This window comes from Pandoraea sp. CB10b_02, assembly GCF_002216225.1.
Lineage (GTDB): Bacteria > Pseudomonadota > Gammaproteobacteria > Burkholderiales > Burkholderiaceae > Pandoraea > Pandoraea nosoerga.
This window is the reverse complement of record NZ_NJGW02000012.1, coordinates 46,220-61,515: the sequence shown is the minus strand read 5'-3', so window position 1 is coordinate 61,515 and position 15,296 is coordinate 46,220. Positions and strand designations below refer to the sequence as shown.

The following is a 15,296-nucleotide window of genomic DNA, read 5'->3' as shown; positions in this document are numbered from 1 at the left end:
CGGTCTCGCGCCGAAGTCCCGCTGCGACATCACACGATGGATCATCTTAGCGCGGATTGCGAAGGAACTCGCATGATTTTTGCATCGACGACACCTGTCTCGCGGGCGCAACGCGCGCCACGGGCCGCGCACACGTCAGGCGCGCCGAGGACGCGCACCGCGTGTGTCGCGCGACAGTCCGAGCGCCGACGCATATCCCGCCGGATCGAAGCGCCAGGTCAGCACGAGCAGCGCCACGTTGAGCACGATCAGCCCGATCCATGCCGGCAGAAAACTGCCCGTCGCCGCTCGCGCCGCGCCGGCCGCGAACGGCGCCACGGCCGCAATGCAAAAGCCCACGCCCTGCATGAAGGCCGCCAGCGCCGCCGCGTGACGCGGTTGCGCATGATGGTCGAGCGCCAGCACCAGTCCCAGCGAGAACGTGCCGCCCAGTCCGAAGCCGATGCCGCCGATCCACCACCACGCGGCCGCCTGCGGCGCGACCACGAGGCCGACCACGCCGGCCAGTGTCGCGGCGAGCGCGAGCGTCAGCCAACGGCGGCGGTCGACATTGCGCCGCGCCAGCCACGGCAGCAGCAGCGCCGCGACGACCTGACATGCCGTGAGCCACGCGAGCAACGCACCGCTGTGCGTTGCGCTCATGCCGCGCTGCTGATAGAACGGCGGCAGCCACGCGACCATCGTCGTGTATGTGCAGTTGATGAGCCCGAAATACACCGCGAGCGTCCATGCCCGGTGCTTGCGCAGCAACGCGAGCATCGATGGCGCACCGCCCTCGGTGCGCTCGCTCGCATCGCGGCAGGCGGCGCGCAGATCCTCCGCCGTGGAAGGCGTCGGTGCGCGCGGCGGCGCCGCCATCGGCGAGAGCGACCGGAGCGGCGAGAGCGGCGCACGCCACCACGCCAGCGCGGCCGCGCCTACCACCGCGAGCCACACGCCCAGCCCGGCGCGCCAGTCGTCCGTCCGCGCGGCGACCCAGGGACTCACCGCGGCGCCGAGTCCTCCGCCGCCCATCAGCGCCGCCGAGTACAGCCCCATCATCGATGTCATGCGCGCCGCGCTGAAGTTCGCTTTCACCACACCCGGCAGCAACGCCTGGATGATCGCGATGCCGACACCGGAAGCCAGCGCGGTGCCGATCATCGTCGCGGTGTCGTCGGCGACGAAGCGCAGGCCGCACGCCAACGCCAGCGCCGCGAGGCCCAGCAGCACGCCGCGGCGCTCGCCGAACCGGCGAGTGAGCCCGCTCGCGGCGAACGCCCCCGCCCCCATGGCCAGCACGGGCAGCGACGTCAGCAACGCCGCCACGGGATATGTCATCCCGGTCGCCTCGCGGATCTGCGGCAGCAGCGGGCTGACGGACGTGAGCGTGGGCCGGAGCGTCAGCCCGACCGCAACGATGGCCAGCCAGAGCGTCATGCCGGCACACCCTCGCTCACCACGACGCGACCATTGGCCACCACCCAGCGCCGCGGCGCGCGCGTCACGACAGCCTGCGCGGCATTGACGGCGTCCACGAGCACGAGGTCGGCGCGCGCTCCGACTTGCAGGCCGTAGTGCTCGAAACCGCAGACCGCCGCGCCCTGGTGCGTCACGCAATCGAGCGCGATCTGCTCGAGTTCGTCGTCGCGGCGCAGGTTGTAGCGCAGTCCGATCATCATGGCGCGCTCGAGCATGTCGGGCGAGCCGTAAGGCGTCCACGTATCGCGAATGCCGTCGTTGCCGCCGGCGAGCGCCACGCCCGCACGCCGGCATGCCAGCAGCGGCGGCACCGTGCGCGACGGCGGCGCCGTGGTGACGAGCGCCACGCCCGCCTGCGCAAGACGCGCGAGCAGGGCCTGCGCGCGCGCCGCATCGAGCTCGCCCAGACAGAACGCATGCGACACCACGACCTTGCCCTGCATGCCCAGCGCCGCAATGCGCTCGAGCATGAGCTCGAACGTGAACACGCCCATCTCGCCCGGCTCGTGCAGATGGATGTCGACCGGGCAACCATGCTTGTCGGCGAGCGCGAACATCGCATCGAGCGACGCCTTCGGGTCACGGTCGATCGCGCACGGATCGAGCCAGCCGAGCACGTCGGCGCCGCGGGAGAGCGCCGCGTCGAGCAGCTCGAGGGTGCCGGCGCGGTCGAGCACGCCCGATTGCGGGAACGCCACGATCTGCATGTCGAGCGTATCGGCCAGCGTGTCGCGCGTGGCGAGCACCCCATCGAGATGGCGCAGGCCGGCGTCGGTGTCGATATCGACGTGCGTGCGCAAGCGCGTGGTGCCCGCGGCGAGGAACGCGCGCGCCAGCGCGAGCGACGCCGCACCGGCATCGTGTCCGCTTTGCGCGCGCCACTGGCGCTCGTTGTCGATGCGATCGACGAGCCGCGTGCCGCACGCGTTCACGTACCACGGCATGCCCCACACCGTCTTGTCCAAATGGGTGTGCGACTCCACGAGACCCGGCAGCAGCAGCGCGCCGCGCGCGTCGATCCGCCTAGCCGCGGCGTCCTTCGTCGCGGGCAGCGAGGCGCCCAGCGCGACGATGCGCCCCTGCGCGACGCGCACGTCCACCGGCGTGCCGTCGAGCGCGCGTGCATTGCGAATGTCCAGTGTTGTCATGCGTTCCTCAATTTCAATGTGCAGCGATGAATGCAACGGAAAAGGCAGAACGCCGCACGGGCGCGCGACGAGCTGCCATGCCGGTCAAGCGGCCGGGGCGCCTCAGGCGCCCTGCGCCAGCGACGCGGCGACGTTGCGCGAGCGCGTGAGCAGGCTCACCAGCACGAAGGTCGCGCCATTGACCGCAAGCGCCACCAATCCCATGTTGATCGACGCGAGCGTGGCCGACGCGCCCGGCAAGAGCGTGCGCAGGTTGACGTCGAAGCCGACTGCCGCCAGCAGTACGACGGCCCCCGCGCCGATGCCGGCAAACGCGCCGTACTTGTTGCCGAACGGACGCGGCAGCAGGCTCGCCACGAACGACGGGAACAACTGCGTGAGCAGGCTCGAGGCGAACAGCGCCAGCGCCACGAACGTCGCCCCGCCGCGCAGCACGAAGAACACTGCGACCAGCCCGAACAGCGGCAGCACGCGCTTGGCCAGCTTGCCGACGAACGCATCGCTCGCCTGCGGCGCAAAGCCGTCGCGGTAGATGTTCTTGGCGATCAGCGTGGACGCGTTGAGCAGGATCATCGAACCCGGCACGAGCGCGGTCAACACCCCGACGCCGCCGATCACGCCCACGAACCACGGCGAGAACGTCTGCTTGACGATGCGCAGCAGCGCGAGGTCCGAGTCGGCGCCCGCGAGTCCCGGCACTTGCAGAATCGCCGCGAAGCCCACGAAGAACATGAAGGCGATGACCATCTGATAGAGCGGCATCAGAATCGTGTTCTTGCGCACCGCGCTCTCGGTCTTGGCCGCGTACACCGACGTGAAGACATACGGGTACAGGTAGTAGCCGAGCGACGTGAGCAGGATCGTCGAGTTGTACCAGGACAGCGTCAGCCCGCTCGTGGGCATCTGCAGGAAGCCCGGGCGCGCCGCTTCGATGCGATCGAACATCTCGCCGAAGCCGCCGAAGTAGTGCAGCGGCAAATAGATGCCGAGGAAAACCGCAATCACGAGAATCAGGATGTCCTTGTAGATCGCAATGCTCGCCGAGCCGTGGATGCCCGAGACGGTGATGTAGAGCACCATCGCGATCGCCCCGCACCAGATCGCCAGGGCTGACGAAATCGTGCCGTAGGACGCCTCGGAGACGATGATGCCCAGCCCGCGCAACTGGATGATCAGCAACGCGCTCATGCCCAGCACGGCCACCACCGAGACGATTACGCCCATCGCCCGCGAGCGGTACGCCGTAGCGAAGAAATCGGAGAACGACACGCAACCGTGGCGCGTGGCATGACGCCATGCCGCCGGGAGCATCCAGTAGCCCAGCAGATAGGCGAGCGCACCGTAGGCGAGGATGTAGAACGCGGGCGGCCCCTTGCTGTAGGCCCAGCCGCTCGCGCCCAGAAACGTGAACGTCGAAAAGGCCTCCCCGGCCATCAGGAGAAAGACGAGCAGCGTGCCGAAGCCGCGGCCGCCCACAGCCCATTGCTCGAGACTCATCGTGCGCCCGCGACGCGCGCGCAGCCCGACGAAGAGCGCGAATGCCAGAAATGCCGCAATCACGGCGAGCGCGGCATTCATGATGCGCCCCCGTCGCGGTGGTCGGCGCGCGGCGCGTCGCGCGAACCGTCGAAGCGGAACATCACCACCATGACAAGCGAGGTCAGCAGCAACCAGGTGATGTTCCAGGTCATCAGGAACGGCAGCCCGGCGAGCCGGGTGCCGACGTGTTCGGCGAGCCAACCGCCGCCGTAGAAGGCCGCGGCAGGCAGCGCGGCCAGGCAATGTACGGGTTTCATGACGTCTCCAGACCCAAGGAATTCAAAAGGCGCCGCCCCCACCGGTATCACGGCGGGGGCGGCGCGGCCATGGCTTCGTCCACTTCGCGAGCGCCCGGTGTGGCTGGCAAGTCGCGTCGAATTGCCATATCATCAACCAAACACAACAAAATGGTTAACCATTTTTGTTGACCATTATCGGTAACGATTTGCCGGAATGCAAGGCCGGTGTGCCGGGAGGGAGGAAAACCGAGGGTTAACCGAGAGTTAACGGGAAGGAGAGCGCGGGAAGGAGAGCGCGGGAAGGAAGAGCGGGAAAAACGGGAAAGAACGGGGAGAGTGATGAAAGCGTGGCCGGGAGATTGGCGGGACGAATTGAAGCCAATCGGGACAAAAGCGAGACGAAAACAAGGCGAAGGCGCGATTCGAAGGCTGCCGCCTCGGACGGGTACAATGCGCCCCACGCCCATGTGAAACGGCACGAGACGCCGTCCGGCGCCGGCCAGACTGGCGGCGAGCGAACGGCGCTTGAGCGCCCCGCTGCCCGGGTTTCGCGGGGTGAACGATTTTCAGGGAGGTCAGGCTTGAGCCGCACCGCAGCACCGGCGTCGTCGCACGACGCTTTCCCCGCCGGCACCCCGTCCGGCGCAGATCCCGGGCCGGCGCGCCCCGAGCGGGGCGACGTCGCGCCGGGCAGCGCCGGCCAGCAGATCGAGGCGCGCGTCTACGCCGCCATCTCGCGGGCGCTGCTCTCCGGCAAGCTGCGCCCCGGCATGCCGCTGCGCGAGCGCAACCTCGCACAGGCGTTCGACTGCACCCGCGGCGCGGTGCGCAAGGTGCTCGCCAGACTGGGCTTCGAGGGCAAGCTCGTGCTCGAGCCCAACCGCGGGGCCTTCGTGCCGCAACCCTCGCTCGACGACATCCGCCAGACATACCGGGCGCGACGCGTGCTCGAGACTGGCGTGATCGCCAGCATTTGCGGCCGCCTGAGCGCAGACCAGCTCGCCATTCTGGACGATCACGTCGCCACGGAAGCGCGCTCGCATGCCGACGGCACGCACGAGCGGTCCATCCAGCTCGCGGGCGAGTTCCATCTCAAACTGATCGGCATGGCCGACAGCGCCGAGCTCGATGCCTTCGCGCGTGCGCTCGTCGCCAAGACCGAGCTCTACAAGGCGCTGTACGATCCGGCCGAATTCATGCATTGCGCGCCGACCGAGCACGCCCGGCTCGTGGGCCAGTTGCGCGAGGGCCGTACACCGGCCGCCACAGCGCTTGCCACCGCGCATCTCGACGAGCTCGAAGCTCGCGTGCTCAAGCGGGCCGCCGCCGCGGAGACGCCCGACTTTCGCGCCATCTTCGCCGAAGCGTTCGCGACAGGCGCGCCGCGCGCATGAGCCCGCCGCGCGCGAATCCGTTGTGTGTGAATGGGTGGTGTGAATGCGTCGCGCGTCAAGCCGACGCGGCATTCCCGCCACGGCTCAGGGGTCGCGTCGCACGCATTGCACAATCGGGGTATATTTCGCCTGTTTGCGACGGGCGCCACGCCCGATCCCCCTCGCCTGACGCATGAAGCCCGAAGGAAGCCCATGTCCCATCTGGTAGTCCACGGCGGCCAGCCGCTACGCGGCCGCATCACCCCCTCCGCCAACAAGAATGCCGTTCTCCCGGTGCTGTGCGCCACGCTGCTCACCGACCAGCCGGTGCGCCTCATCGGCGTGCCCGAGATCACCGACGTTCGCAAGATCCTCGACATCTTTCGCCAGCTCGGCAGCGACGTGAGCGTCGATTTCGACACCGGCACGCTCGAGCTCCACCATCGCAACACCAAATTCGACCCGCGCACCGACCATCTGCCGGAAGAGATGCGCTCGTCGATCATGCTGGTGCCGCCGCTGCTCGCGCGTTTCGGCGTGGCGCGCATCGAGGACAACATCAAGGGCTGCACGCTCGGCGTGCGTGAGATCGACCCGCACATCGAAGTGCTACGCCATTTCGGCGGACGCGTGGAGCGCACCGAAGGCTCGCTGCTCATCCATGCCGACGACGCGCGCCCCGCCATCCACCACTGGCTCGACTACGCGTCGGTGACCACCACGGAGAACTTCGTGCTGTGCGCGGCGAGCGCCAACGGCCGCTCGCAACTGAACAACGCCGCCTCCGAGCCGCACGTGCAGGAGTTCTGCCGCTTCATGCAGATGCTCGGCGTCCCCATCGAAGGCATTGGTACGTCGCAGCTCGCCATCGAGGGCGTGACACGCTTCGGCGGCGGCGAATTCCGCTTCGCGGAGGACTTCCACGAGATCACGACGTTTCTCGCGCTCGGCGCCATCACCGGGGGCGAAATCACGGTCAAGAACACGGCGCCCGAGCAGTTCCCGCTCATCGACCGCACGTTCGCCAAGTTCGGCGTGAAGGTCGAACACCGCGACGGCTGGTCCACCGCCACGGCGCAGGGCAAGCTCAAGGTGCAGACGCCGTTCACGCAGAACATTCTGACGAAGGTCGAAGCGGCGCCATGGCCGTACTTCCCGGTCGATCTGCTGCCGATCTTCATTGCGCTGGGCGTGAAGGCCGAAGGCAGCGCCATGTTCTGGAACAAGGTGTACGACGGCGCCATGGGCTGGTCGACCGAACTGTCGAAATTCGGCGCGCATGTCTTCCAGTCGGATCCGCATCGCCTCATCACCTTCGGCGGCGTGCCGCTCACGCCGGCCGTGGTGGAGAGCCCGTACATCATCCGCGTGGCGATCGCGTTGCTGATGGTGGCGGCCAGCATCGAAGGCCAGTCGACGATCAAGAACGCGCAGCCAATCCGACGTGCGCACCCACACTTCGTGGAAAACCTTTGCTCCGTGGGCGCGAACGTCGTCTGGTCGACGCCGGAATAGTCAGTCCCTGAGCGGCTCGTGCGCCGTCTCGCGTGCGGCGACGAGCGCAATCGCCGTGACGGCCAGCGCAGCCGTCACGTACAGCGACACGGACACCGTCGTGCCGTATTCCTTGTACAGACTCACGATGATGAGCGGCGCGAAGCCGCCGCCGAGTATGCCGGCGAGCGTGTAGGCCAGCGACGATCCGGCATAGCGCACACGCGTCGGGAACTGCTCCGTGACGAAAGCGGCCTGCGGCCCGTACATGATCGCGTGGATCACCAGACCGATGACCACCGACAGCACGATCAGCGCCGGGTTCGACGTGTCGAGCAGCACGAAGAATCCATAGGCCCAGATCGCCGCGCACAGTACGCCGAAGCCATACACCGGCCGGCGACCAAGCTTGTCGGAAAGCGCGCCGAACAGCGGCACGGTCAGCGCGTTGAACGCAGTACCGACGAGCACGGCGGTGAGCGCCAGCGGACGCGACAGATGCAGCGTGCCCGTCACGTAAGTCAGCGTGAATACCACCATCAACGCATAGAGCACGTCCGAGCCGATACGCGAGCCGCCGGCGATCAGCAGGTGGCGCCAGTGCGAACGGAACACGTCGGCGATCGGCATTTGCGCCTGACGATCCGAGTGCGCCATCTCTTCGAACAGGGGCGTTTCCTCGACGCCGCGTCGCACCCACAGACCGAACGCCACGAGCACGAGGCTCAACAGGAACGGCACGCGCCAGCCCCACGACAGGAAGTCGTCGGGCGAAATCGACAGCGTGATGAGCGCGATGAGGCCCGTGGCGAGCAGCGTGCCGAAAGACGGGCCGACCTGCGTCCACGACGCATTCAGGCCGCGCTTGCGCTGATCGCCGTGCTCGACCGAGAGCAGTACCGCACCGGCCCATTCGCCGCCGAGGGCAACGCCCTGCACGAACCGCAGCGCCACGAGCAGCACCGGACTCCAGATGCCGATGGCCGCATACGTCGGCAGCAGCCCCATGAGGCCCGTGGTCACGCCCATGACCACGAGCGTCAGCACGAGCACGGCGCGCCTGCCGATCTTGTCGCCCAGGTTGCCGAACACGAAGCCGCCGAGCGGGCGCGAGACGTAGCCGACGGCGTATGTCGAGAGCGCCAGGATCGTGCCGGCCAGCGGGTCGACCGACGGGAAGAACAGGCGGTTGAACACCAGCGCGGCGAGTGTGTTGTAGACGGTGAAGTCGTACCACTCGAGCGTGGTGCCGACCATGCTGGCCGTGGCGAGGCGCCCTTTCTTCGAGCGCTGCGCGTGCGCGGTGGCGGCGGTGGCGGCGGTGGCGGCGGTGGCGGCGGTGGCGCGCGTATTGGAATAGGTCGTCATGGATGTCTCCAGTGAGTCCGTGAGTTCCGAGGGAAGGGAAGAACGCAGAACGGGGGAACGGGGGAACGGGGCGAGGACCGGGGTCAGTCGCCGTTGGCGCCAAGACGCCACAGCATTGCGAAGCGGGTCACTTCCGCAGCCGGCACGCCATGCGCCGCGGCAAGCGCTTCGGCAGCCGTGCGCACGGCGTCGGGGTCCGTCCCCTCGATGAGCACCACGGCGTCGGCAGGGGGCGGGAGAGCATCCGCTGCCGTGAGAGAGACCGACAGCGCGGGCACCGTCACTTGCAGGGTGGCGCGCACGACTGCGTCGGCCTGCGCGATTTCCGCGAGCTGAGCGTCGAGGCGCGGGCGCGCCTGCTGCACGGTCGTCTCCGGCAGCACGAAGGCAGCCAGCATGCCGCCCTGCCCTTCGCCGGCTTCCACGTCGAGCGTGCCGACGCGGCGCTGCGTGTGCCGCATGCGCGAGAAGTTGCGCAGTGACCATTCCGTCTGATGCGTGAAGGCGCGCGTGTACGGCTCGCTGGTGAAGACGCCGGCGTCCTGCGTGCAGTAGAGCGCGAGGTACGGACGCGCCGTGTCGTGCAGCGCCTTGAAACGACGGGCGAACCGGAAGCCGGGAATCGCCACACGTTCCTGCATGTGTTCGCGGTCGTACCAGCGATTGAAATCGGCTTCGAAGGCCGGATCGATATTCGTCCAGATACAGAGTTGGGCGCGCGGGAGGGTTGCAGTCATGAGCAGTCCATCGGTTTCGAACAATCGGGAGACCGGCCGGTGCTCGAGGCGCGAGGCTCGGCCGTCCGGGCGAGTGTGCAAAACGAGGGAAAACGCGTCCAACAAGAAATCAAATTCGCCGCGACAGCAAATTCTTATGACTGCCGCCAAACCCTTGCATGACGGGCTCAACGACCGTATTGGGCCCGGCGCGGGCGGGATTGCGCGACGCCGTGGCGCGGAAATACGTCGGGCCGCTCAGGACTCGCCGTCACCCCACGCGGGCGCGGTCATGGCGGCCGCGGGCGGAATCGCAATGTCCGGGCCCATATTGAGCGCGAACTCGCTGGCGGTGCGTTGCGCAAGGCGTGCAACGTTCTCGGCGAGCAAGGCGCCGGTGCGAAACGAGCCGACGAGCGGCAGATTAGGGAAGTTCGCATTCACGCGCAGCAGGTGCAGGCTATGCTCGCCGAGTTCGCGCTGGATGATGGCCGGCGGCAGGATGGCGACGCCGAAGCCGTCGGCCACGAGGCGGATGATCGCCGCGACCGAGGTCATGCAATTGACGCGCACGGGCCGTTCGGCGGCGACCGAGAACATGCGCTCGAGGGTCTTGTGCGGGCCGGAATGGCGCGAGAAGCTGACCAGCGGATAGGCCGCCAGGTCTGCCACGTCCAGCGTCTCGCCTTCGAGATTCAGCTTGGGGCTCGCCACCCAGCGCATCGGAAATTCCGCGAGCACCACGTTTTCGATTCCTGTGCCGTTCTGTATGTCCGTCTGCAACACGAGGTCGAGCGAGCCGGCTTCGAGTTGCTTGCACAGGTTGATGGTCGTCTCGCTGGTGACCTCGATCTCGAGTTGCGGATATTCACGGTGAATGCGAGCGGCCAGATCAGGAAACCAACTATGCACGATCGACTCGACCACGCCGATCTTGAGCACGCCCGGCGGCATGTCCGGGTCGCTCAGTTCGCGCTTCATCTCCTGGCCGAGCATCACGATGCGCTCGGCATACGCCAGCGCTTTTTGCCCCGCCGCGGTAAGCGTCACCTCGCGGGCGCTGCGATCGAACAGGCGCACCCCGAAACTCTGCTCGAGCGACGCGATGCGACTGGACACCCCCGCCTGCGTGGTGTGCAGACGCTCGGCCGTCAGCCGGAAATTGCGAAGCTTGGCGAGCCAGACGAAGGTTTCGAGAAAGCGCAGATTCATGCGGGATAACAGCGGAGCATGCCCGGGAGTCGTCCATTCTAGCGGGAACGAAAAACGCAACCCCGCGCTTGCAGCGTATGGGTGAGCGGTCACGCTGTTACGTCCGGACGCTCCCGCCGTGTTTCGCGATGTTTCGCGATGTTTCGTTTCCGTAACGTTTTCGCCCGCCCACTCCTTCGACGCCATGCGCCGAACTCCTTAGAAATCAAGCGGTTGATCGTGCCGAACGCTCTGGCACGGGATTTGCACATACTTGGCCAACGGCCCCGTCGAGGCCGGAGGGCCGAATCCTTGGAGACCGTCATGGCAACCGCCCATTTCCGCCGACCGCATCCGACAGTGGAACTCGCGCGCTGCGTGTTCCGGCAGCACTACATCCGCATCATGCAGGCCGACCAGCCCGGCAGCTACGCGGTGCTCGTGGACATTTGGCCGATGGACGGCCGCACGTTCTCCAGCATCGATCAGGCCAAACACGCGGCAATGCTGTTCATCCGCGACATGGAAAACGAGTGAGTCCACACCGGCGACGCTCGCGCCAGCGGCGCTGGCGCGCAGCGTGCGCCCCCAAAAGACGAGACCGATGAAACCTCACCACACCCACCTCGGCGTCGAACGCCACGCCCGATCCGTCCTGGCGCATGCGGCCACGCGCGAGGAAGTCGTGCTCGATCCCACGAGCGACCCCTATGCGCGTGTCGCGGTCGAGGCCTATGCCGAAGCGTGCGCTCACGACCAGCCTTGGCTTGCCGAAGCGCTGCAGCGCCAGTACCGGCTCGCGGGCGGTACACCGTCGAGCGCCGCGGCACTCTGGCGGGCGTTTCACGCAGCGCAACGACAGGCAAGAGAAAGCGATTCGTATGACGAGGCGGCGTGGACTCACGTGGCACTGCATCTGTGCGGCGTGCTGGGGGCGATGAATCTCTAGCCGGCCCTGGCGCGCGGCGCAAGCGGCGTTGTTGCCGAAGATTCACAAAAGCGCGGCGAGTGAGGCATTTCTGGCATACTTCGTGCAAAGTAAATTACGAAGTTTGCACCTCGCCCAATGAGCAAGTTTCCCGCGCCGGTTCGATGTCTGAACCGGCACCTCATCGCCAGTATTTTCGGCACGCTGATCCTGTTATTTCCCGCCGCCGCGCTGGTTGTGCCGCGCGGAGGAAACACGGTGATGTTTCTGACCGTGGCGCTGGCGGCCGCCGTGCTGTGGGCGGACCGTCGATGGGGTGAGATCCGAACGCTCGTCAGCGCCGACCTTGGCGTTCGCGTGCTCGTCATTTCGCTGGTCTTGCCGTTTTTCGGCGTCCTGCTGACCGAGACACTCCACGGAAAAGTCGTCTCGAATACCCTTGATTCTCCCGTTCGTTTCCTGCTTGCCGTCATCGTATTTTTCGGACTGCGCCGGCTCGCCGACGCCATACCCAAGTGGGTCGATCTCACGTTCGGCGTGGGTGCCGTCAGTGCGGCGGCCATGGCGTTGTATTCGACGGCCGACCTTCTCGCACCGCGCGCTGGAAGCACGTTCCTGAATCCGATTCACTTCGGCGACATCGCGCTATTGCTCGGCATCCTCTCGGTAGTATCGATTCACTGGCTCTCCCATGACAGGCCGTGGACCGTGGCGTTCAAGCTCCTCGGTGGCGCTGCCGGTTGCTATGCCTCCGTGGCAAGTCAATCGCGAGGCGGATGGATCGCCTTGCCCTGCCTGCTCGTGGTTTGGCTGCTGTGGCGCAGGCATCCGATGAGCATGGCGCGCCGGGTGACGATCGCCGCTGTCGCCATCGTTCTGCTCGCGAGCGCTTTCACGTCGCGGACTGTTCGCGAGCGGTTTGTCTCCGTCCAGACCGACCTCACCAGCCTGTCCGCGGGGCATCCGGATACGTCTACCGGCATTCGACTCGAATTGTGGAAGGCCGCCGGCCAGCTCATTGCGGACCATCCGATCCTCGGCCTCGGCGCTCATGGCTATCGCGACGCCATGCCCACGATGGCCAAGGAAGGCGTGCTCACGCCCACTGCGGCCGACTACGGCATGGGCGAAGTCCACAATCAGGTGCTGGCGTATTTTGTCGACTACGGACTGCCCGGCCTGCTGGCGATCCTTGCCGTCTATGTCGGCCCGGCCTGCTTCTTCATCCGTGCGGCCAGGCTCACCCACAGCCCGCGAGCCCACCGAGCGGCGCTCATGGGGCTGATGACCGCCGTCGCCTTCGCCATCTTCGGGTTGACCGTCGAGACGTTCAATCTAAAGGTGACGGTGGCCTTTTACGCGACCATGCTGGCATTATTCGCAGCATTCGCCTGTCCCGCCGTCCCCGACGACGCCTCGCCGCCCGCCTCACGTCAACGCTAGAACCAGAGCATGCTGAGCATCCTGATCCCCACCTGGAACAACCTGCCGTTCCTCAAGCTGTGCATCGATAGCGTTCGCCGCCATTCGCGCGAGGCGCACGAGATCCTCGTTCATGTGAACGACGGCAGCGACGGCACGCTCGACTGGGTGCGCGAGCAGGGGCTGCGCCACACGCACAGCCGCGGCAACGTCGGGGTATGCCTCGCGCTCAACCAGCTCGCACCGCTCGCGTCGCACGATCAGTTGCTCTTCCTGAACGACGACATGTTCGTCACCCCCGGCTGGGACACCGCGCTGACAGACGCCGCACGCGCGCTCGACACGCCCGTGTACTACCTGTCGTCGGTGATGATCGAGCCGAATGCCGGCGTCAGCAAGCAGGTGGTCTCGCGGGACTTCGGCACGACGGTCGAAACGTTCGACGAGGCAGGACTGCTCGCCTTTGCCGCGTCGCTCGGGCGCGGCGATGTGAATGGCGTACCAACGCAGCCCACGCTCGTGAGTCGCAGTCTGTGGCATCTGGTGGGGGGGTACAGCATCGAATTCGGCCCGGGCATGAGCAGCGACGACGACTTCCTCATGAAGCTATGGCTGGTCGGCTGCCGCACGTTCCGCATCGTCGGCAAGAGCGTGGTTTATCACTTTGGCTGCCGCTCCACCGGCCGCGTCGTGAAAAACCGCGGCAGCCGCGAATTCCTCATGAAATGGGGCATGACGCAGGCCGAGTTCAAGCGCGACTACCTCGAACTGGCGGGCACGCCGGCCGGCAACGCGCTGCCCAACGTCCCCCAGCCGAGCGGCAAAAGCCGCATCAAGCGCGCGCTGCACGGCAGCAAACCCTACCCGCTCGAAGACCTCGCGCGTTGGGACGCCAACGTGCCCGACCACCTAGAACTGGACTGACGCGCGCCGCGTCCCCCGTTCGCCGACCGGCAGCGGTCGGCCGCCCCTCAGTTGCCCCTGAGCCGTCTCGCTTCACGGCATCGCGGAAATGTCCGGAATGTCCGGAATGTCGGGAATGTCGCCACGTAGGGAACGCAGGGAACGTCAACGGCGTGGATGGCGAATCCTCGCCCAGGCGTGCTCGAGACGCTGCACCGCACGATGATCGTGATGTTGCGTCCACCACCGTCCGACTTCCCAGACCATTCCGGCCAGCAGGGCGATGAGCGCGAGCGCGCCGATCGTGTACCAGATTTCACCGAATGAGGTTGCCATGTTGGCCTCCCGAAAATGCTTCACGGAGGCCCGCCGGCCGTCCGTGATTGCATTCTAGGCGAGACTGCCCGGCTTTCCCGCCGGATCTACCCTCGGGTCGGCATCACAGCTGCCCCATCATGAGTTGCACGCCGAGGCTGCTCACCGACACCGCGGCCCATACGCCCAGCCCCAGCAGGATCGGCCGCACGCCTGTCGACGCCATCCGGCGCAGGTTCGACGACAGGCCGATGGCCGTGAGCGCCACGATGATCAGGAACTCGGCGGCGTCATGAATCCACGGCTGCAGGGCAGCCGGCACGAACCCGGCGGTGCGCACGCCCGAGGCGATGAGAAAGCCCAGGATGAACCACGGGAAGATGCGGGCGAGGCTGAAATTGCCCGCGCCGGCGCGCTTGGCGCGGTAAGCGACGATCGCGGCCAGCGTCAGGCAGATCGGAATGATCAGCGTGGCGCGAGTGAGCTTGACGATGGTCGCGTAATCGCCGGCCGCCTTGCTGTAGCTATAGCCAGCCGCGACCACCGACGACGTGTCGTTGATGGCCGTGCCCGCCCACATGCCGAAGCCGAGATCCGACAGATTGAGCATGTGGCCGAGCATCGGGAACAGCAGTACGGCTGCAATGTTGAACAGGAAGATGGTCGAGATCGCGAAGGCGGTCTCGTGATCGTCCGGCTTCACGATCGGCGTGACGGCCGCGATGGCGGAGCCGCCGCAAATGGCCGTTCCTACGCCGATGAGCAGCCTGAGTTTGTCGCCCACGCCCAGCAGACGTCCCAGCCCCCACGCCGACAGGCCGGCCGCGGTGATCGTGACGGCCGTCACGGCCAGCGACTCGAGCCCGGTGTGCGCCACTTGCGACAGGCTCAGACCGAAGCCGAGCGCGATGATCGACCATTGCAGCACGTACTTCGAGGCGAATTTGATGCCGGCCTCGTAGCGCGCACCGGGCGAGAAGATATTGCGAACGAGAATGCCGAGGAGGATGCCGAACACCGGGCCGCCCACCAGCGGCATCTGGCGACCGAGCAACAACGCGACGAACGCAATGGCGGTCGAGAGCAGCAGACCCGCCCACGGATTGTGCTGATCCGGCACCAGCGTGTCGGGCCGACTGGCCGCGCCAGGGCGGGCGGTGTGGGTTTTGGTTGTCATGGCAGGCACTCCGATGGAATGA

General features: G+C 66.8%; 15 protein-coding genes. 6 read left to right on the top strand and 9 right to left on the bottom strand.

Annotated elements, in window-relative coordinates; genetic code table 11:
• Positions 1–135 precede the first annotated feature (135 nt).
• The 4 genes from CDN36_RS14270 to CDN36_RS14255 form a co-directional block, all read right to left on the bottom strand.
• Positions 136–1,419, bottom strand: coding sequence for an MFS transporter (locus CDN36_RS14270; protein WP_287497057.1), 1,284 nt, complete (start codon positions 1,417–1,419; stop codon positions 136–138).
• A complete protein-coding gene (locus CDN36_RS14265; RefSeq protein WP_287497056.1) occupies positions 1,416–2,609 on the bottom strand; it encodes an amidohydrolase family protein in 1,194 nt (397 codons plus the stop codon). Before CDN36_RS14265 ends, CDN36_RS14270 begins: the two co-directional genes overlap by 4 nt.
• A gap of 102 nt (positions 2,610–2,711) precedes the next feature.
• Positions 2,712–4,187, bottom strand: coding sequence for a sodium:solute symporter family protein (locus CDN36_RS14260; protein WP_287497055.1), 1,476 nt, complete (start codon positions 4,185–4,187; stop codon positions 2,712–2,714).
• A complete protein-coding gene (locus CDN36_RS14255) occupies positions 4,184–4,405 on the bottom strand; it encodes a DUF3311 domain-containing protein (protein ID WP_287497054.1) in 222 nt (73 codons plus the stop codon). Before CDN36_RS14255 ends, CDN36_RS14260 begins: the two co-directional genes overlap by 4 nt.
• Before the next feature lie 563 nt (positions 4,406–4,968).
• On the opposite strand from CDN36_RS14255, the gene CDN36_RS14250 reads away from it, so the two are divergent.
• Positions 4,969–5,781 (top strand): GntR family transcriptional regulator, encoded by an 813-nt coding sequence (locus CDN36_RS14250; protein WP_241013910.1) that lies wholly within the window; start codon positions 4,969–4,971, stop codon positions 5,779–5,781.
• A 192-nt stretch (positions 5,782–5,973) separates the two neighbouring features.
• Positions 5,974–7,275, top strand: coding sequence for a UDP-N-acetylglucosamine 1-carboxyvinyltransferase (locus CDN36_RS14245; protein ID WP_287497053.1), 1,302 nt, complete (start codon positions 5,974–5,976; stop codon positions 7,273–7,275).
• Here the strand turns inward: CDN36_RS14245 and CDN36_RS14240 are convergent, their stop codons facing one another.
• The 3 genes from CDN36_RS14240 to CDN36_RS14230 all read right to left on the bottom strand — a co-directional run bounded on the left by CDN36_RS14240 (position 7,276) and on the right by CDN36_RS14230 (position 10,550).
• Positions 7,276–8,622, bottom strand: coding sequence for an MFS transporter (locus CDN36_RS14240; protein ID WP_287497052.1), 1,347 nt, complete (start codon positions 8,620–8,622; stop codon positions 7,276–7,278). It abuts the gene before it with no gap.
• Between the two features lie 83 nt (positions 8,623–8,705).
• The gene (locus tag CDN36_RS14235) at positions 8,706–9,359 is read right to left on the bottom strand and encodes a DUF4286 family protein (protein WP_287497051.1); all 654 of its coding nucleotides are present in this window, start codon (positions 9,357–9,359) and stop codon (positions 8,706–8,708) included.
• 237 nt (positions 9,360–9,596) lie between these two features.
• Positions 9,597–10,550: a LysR family transcriptional regulator gene (locus tag CDN36_RS14230; protein ID WP_150554623.1), complete on the bottom strand. Its 954-nt coding sequence runs from the start codon at positions 10,548–10,550 to the stop codon at positions 9,597–9,599.
• Positions 10,551–10,853: 303 nt separating this feature from the next.
• On the opposite strand from CDN36_RS14230, the gene CDN36_RS14225 reads away from it, so the two are divergent.
• The 4 genes from CDN36_RS14225 (at position 10,854) to CDN36_RS14210 (ending at position 13,803) form a co-directional block, all read left to right on the top strand.
• Entirely contained in the window at positions 10,854–11,066 is a 213-nt protein-coding gene (locus CDN36_RS14225; RefSeq protein WP_150554624.1) for a hypothetical protein, read from the top strand.
• A 67-nt stretch (positions 11,067–11,133) separates the two neighbouring features.
• Positions 11,134–11,478, top strand: a complete 345-nt coding sequence (locus CDN36_RS14220) for a hypothetical protein (RefSeq protein ID WP_287497050.1) — start codon at positions 11,134–11,136, stop codon at positions 11,476–11,478.
• A 117-nt stretch (positions 11,479–11,595) separates the two neighbouring features.
• The gene (locus tag CDN36_RS14215; RefSeq protein ID WP_287497049.1) at positions 11,596–12,900 is read left to right on the top strand and encodes an O-antigen ligase family protein; all 1,305 of its coding nucleotides are present in this window, start codon (positions 11,596–11,598) and stop codon (positions 12,898–12,900) included.
• A 9-nt stretch (positions 12,901–12,909) separates the two neighbouring features.
• On the top strand, positions 12,910–13,803 hold the full coding sequence (locus CDN36_RS14210) for a glycosyltransferase family 2 protein (RefSeq protein WP_150554627.1): 894 nt from the start codon (positions 12,910–12,912) through the stop codon (positions 13,801–13,803).
• A gap of 144 nt (positions 13,804–13,947) precedes the next feature.
• Here the strand turns inward: CDN36_RS14210 and CDN36_RS14205 are convergent, their stop codons facing one another.
• Positions 13,948–14,118: a hypothetical protein gene (locus CDN36_RS14205; protein ID WP_174966276.1), complete on the bottom strand. Its 171-nt coding sequence runs from the start codon at positions 14,116–14,118 to the stop codon at positions 13,948–13,950.
• Positions 14,119–14,221: 103 nt separating this feature from the next.
• A complete protein-coding gene (locus CDN36_RS14200; RefSeq protein WP_206111653.1) occupies positions 14,222–15,274 on the bottom strand; it encodes a YeiH family protein in 1,053 nt (350 codons plus the stop codon).
• Positions 15,275–15,296: the final 22 nt, after the last annotated feature.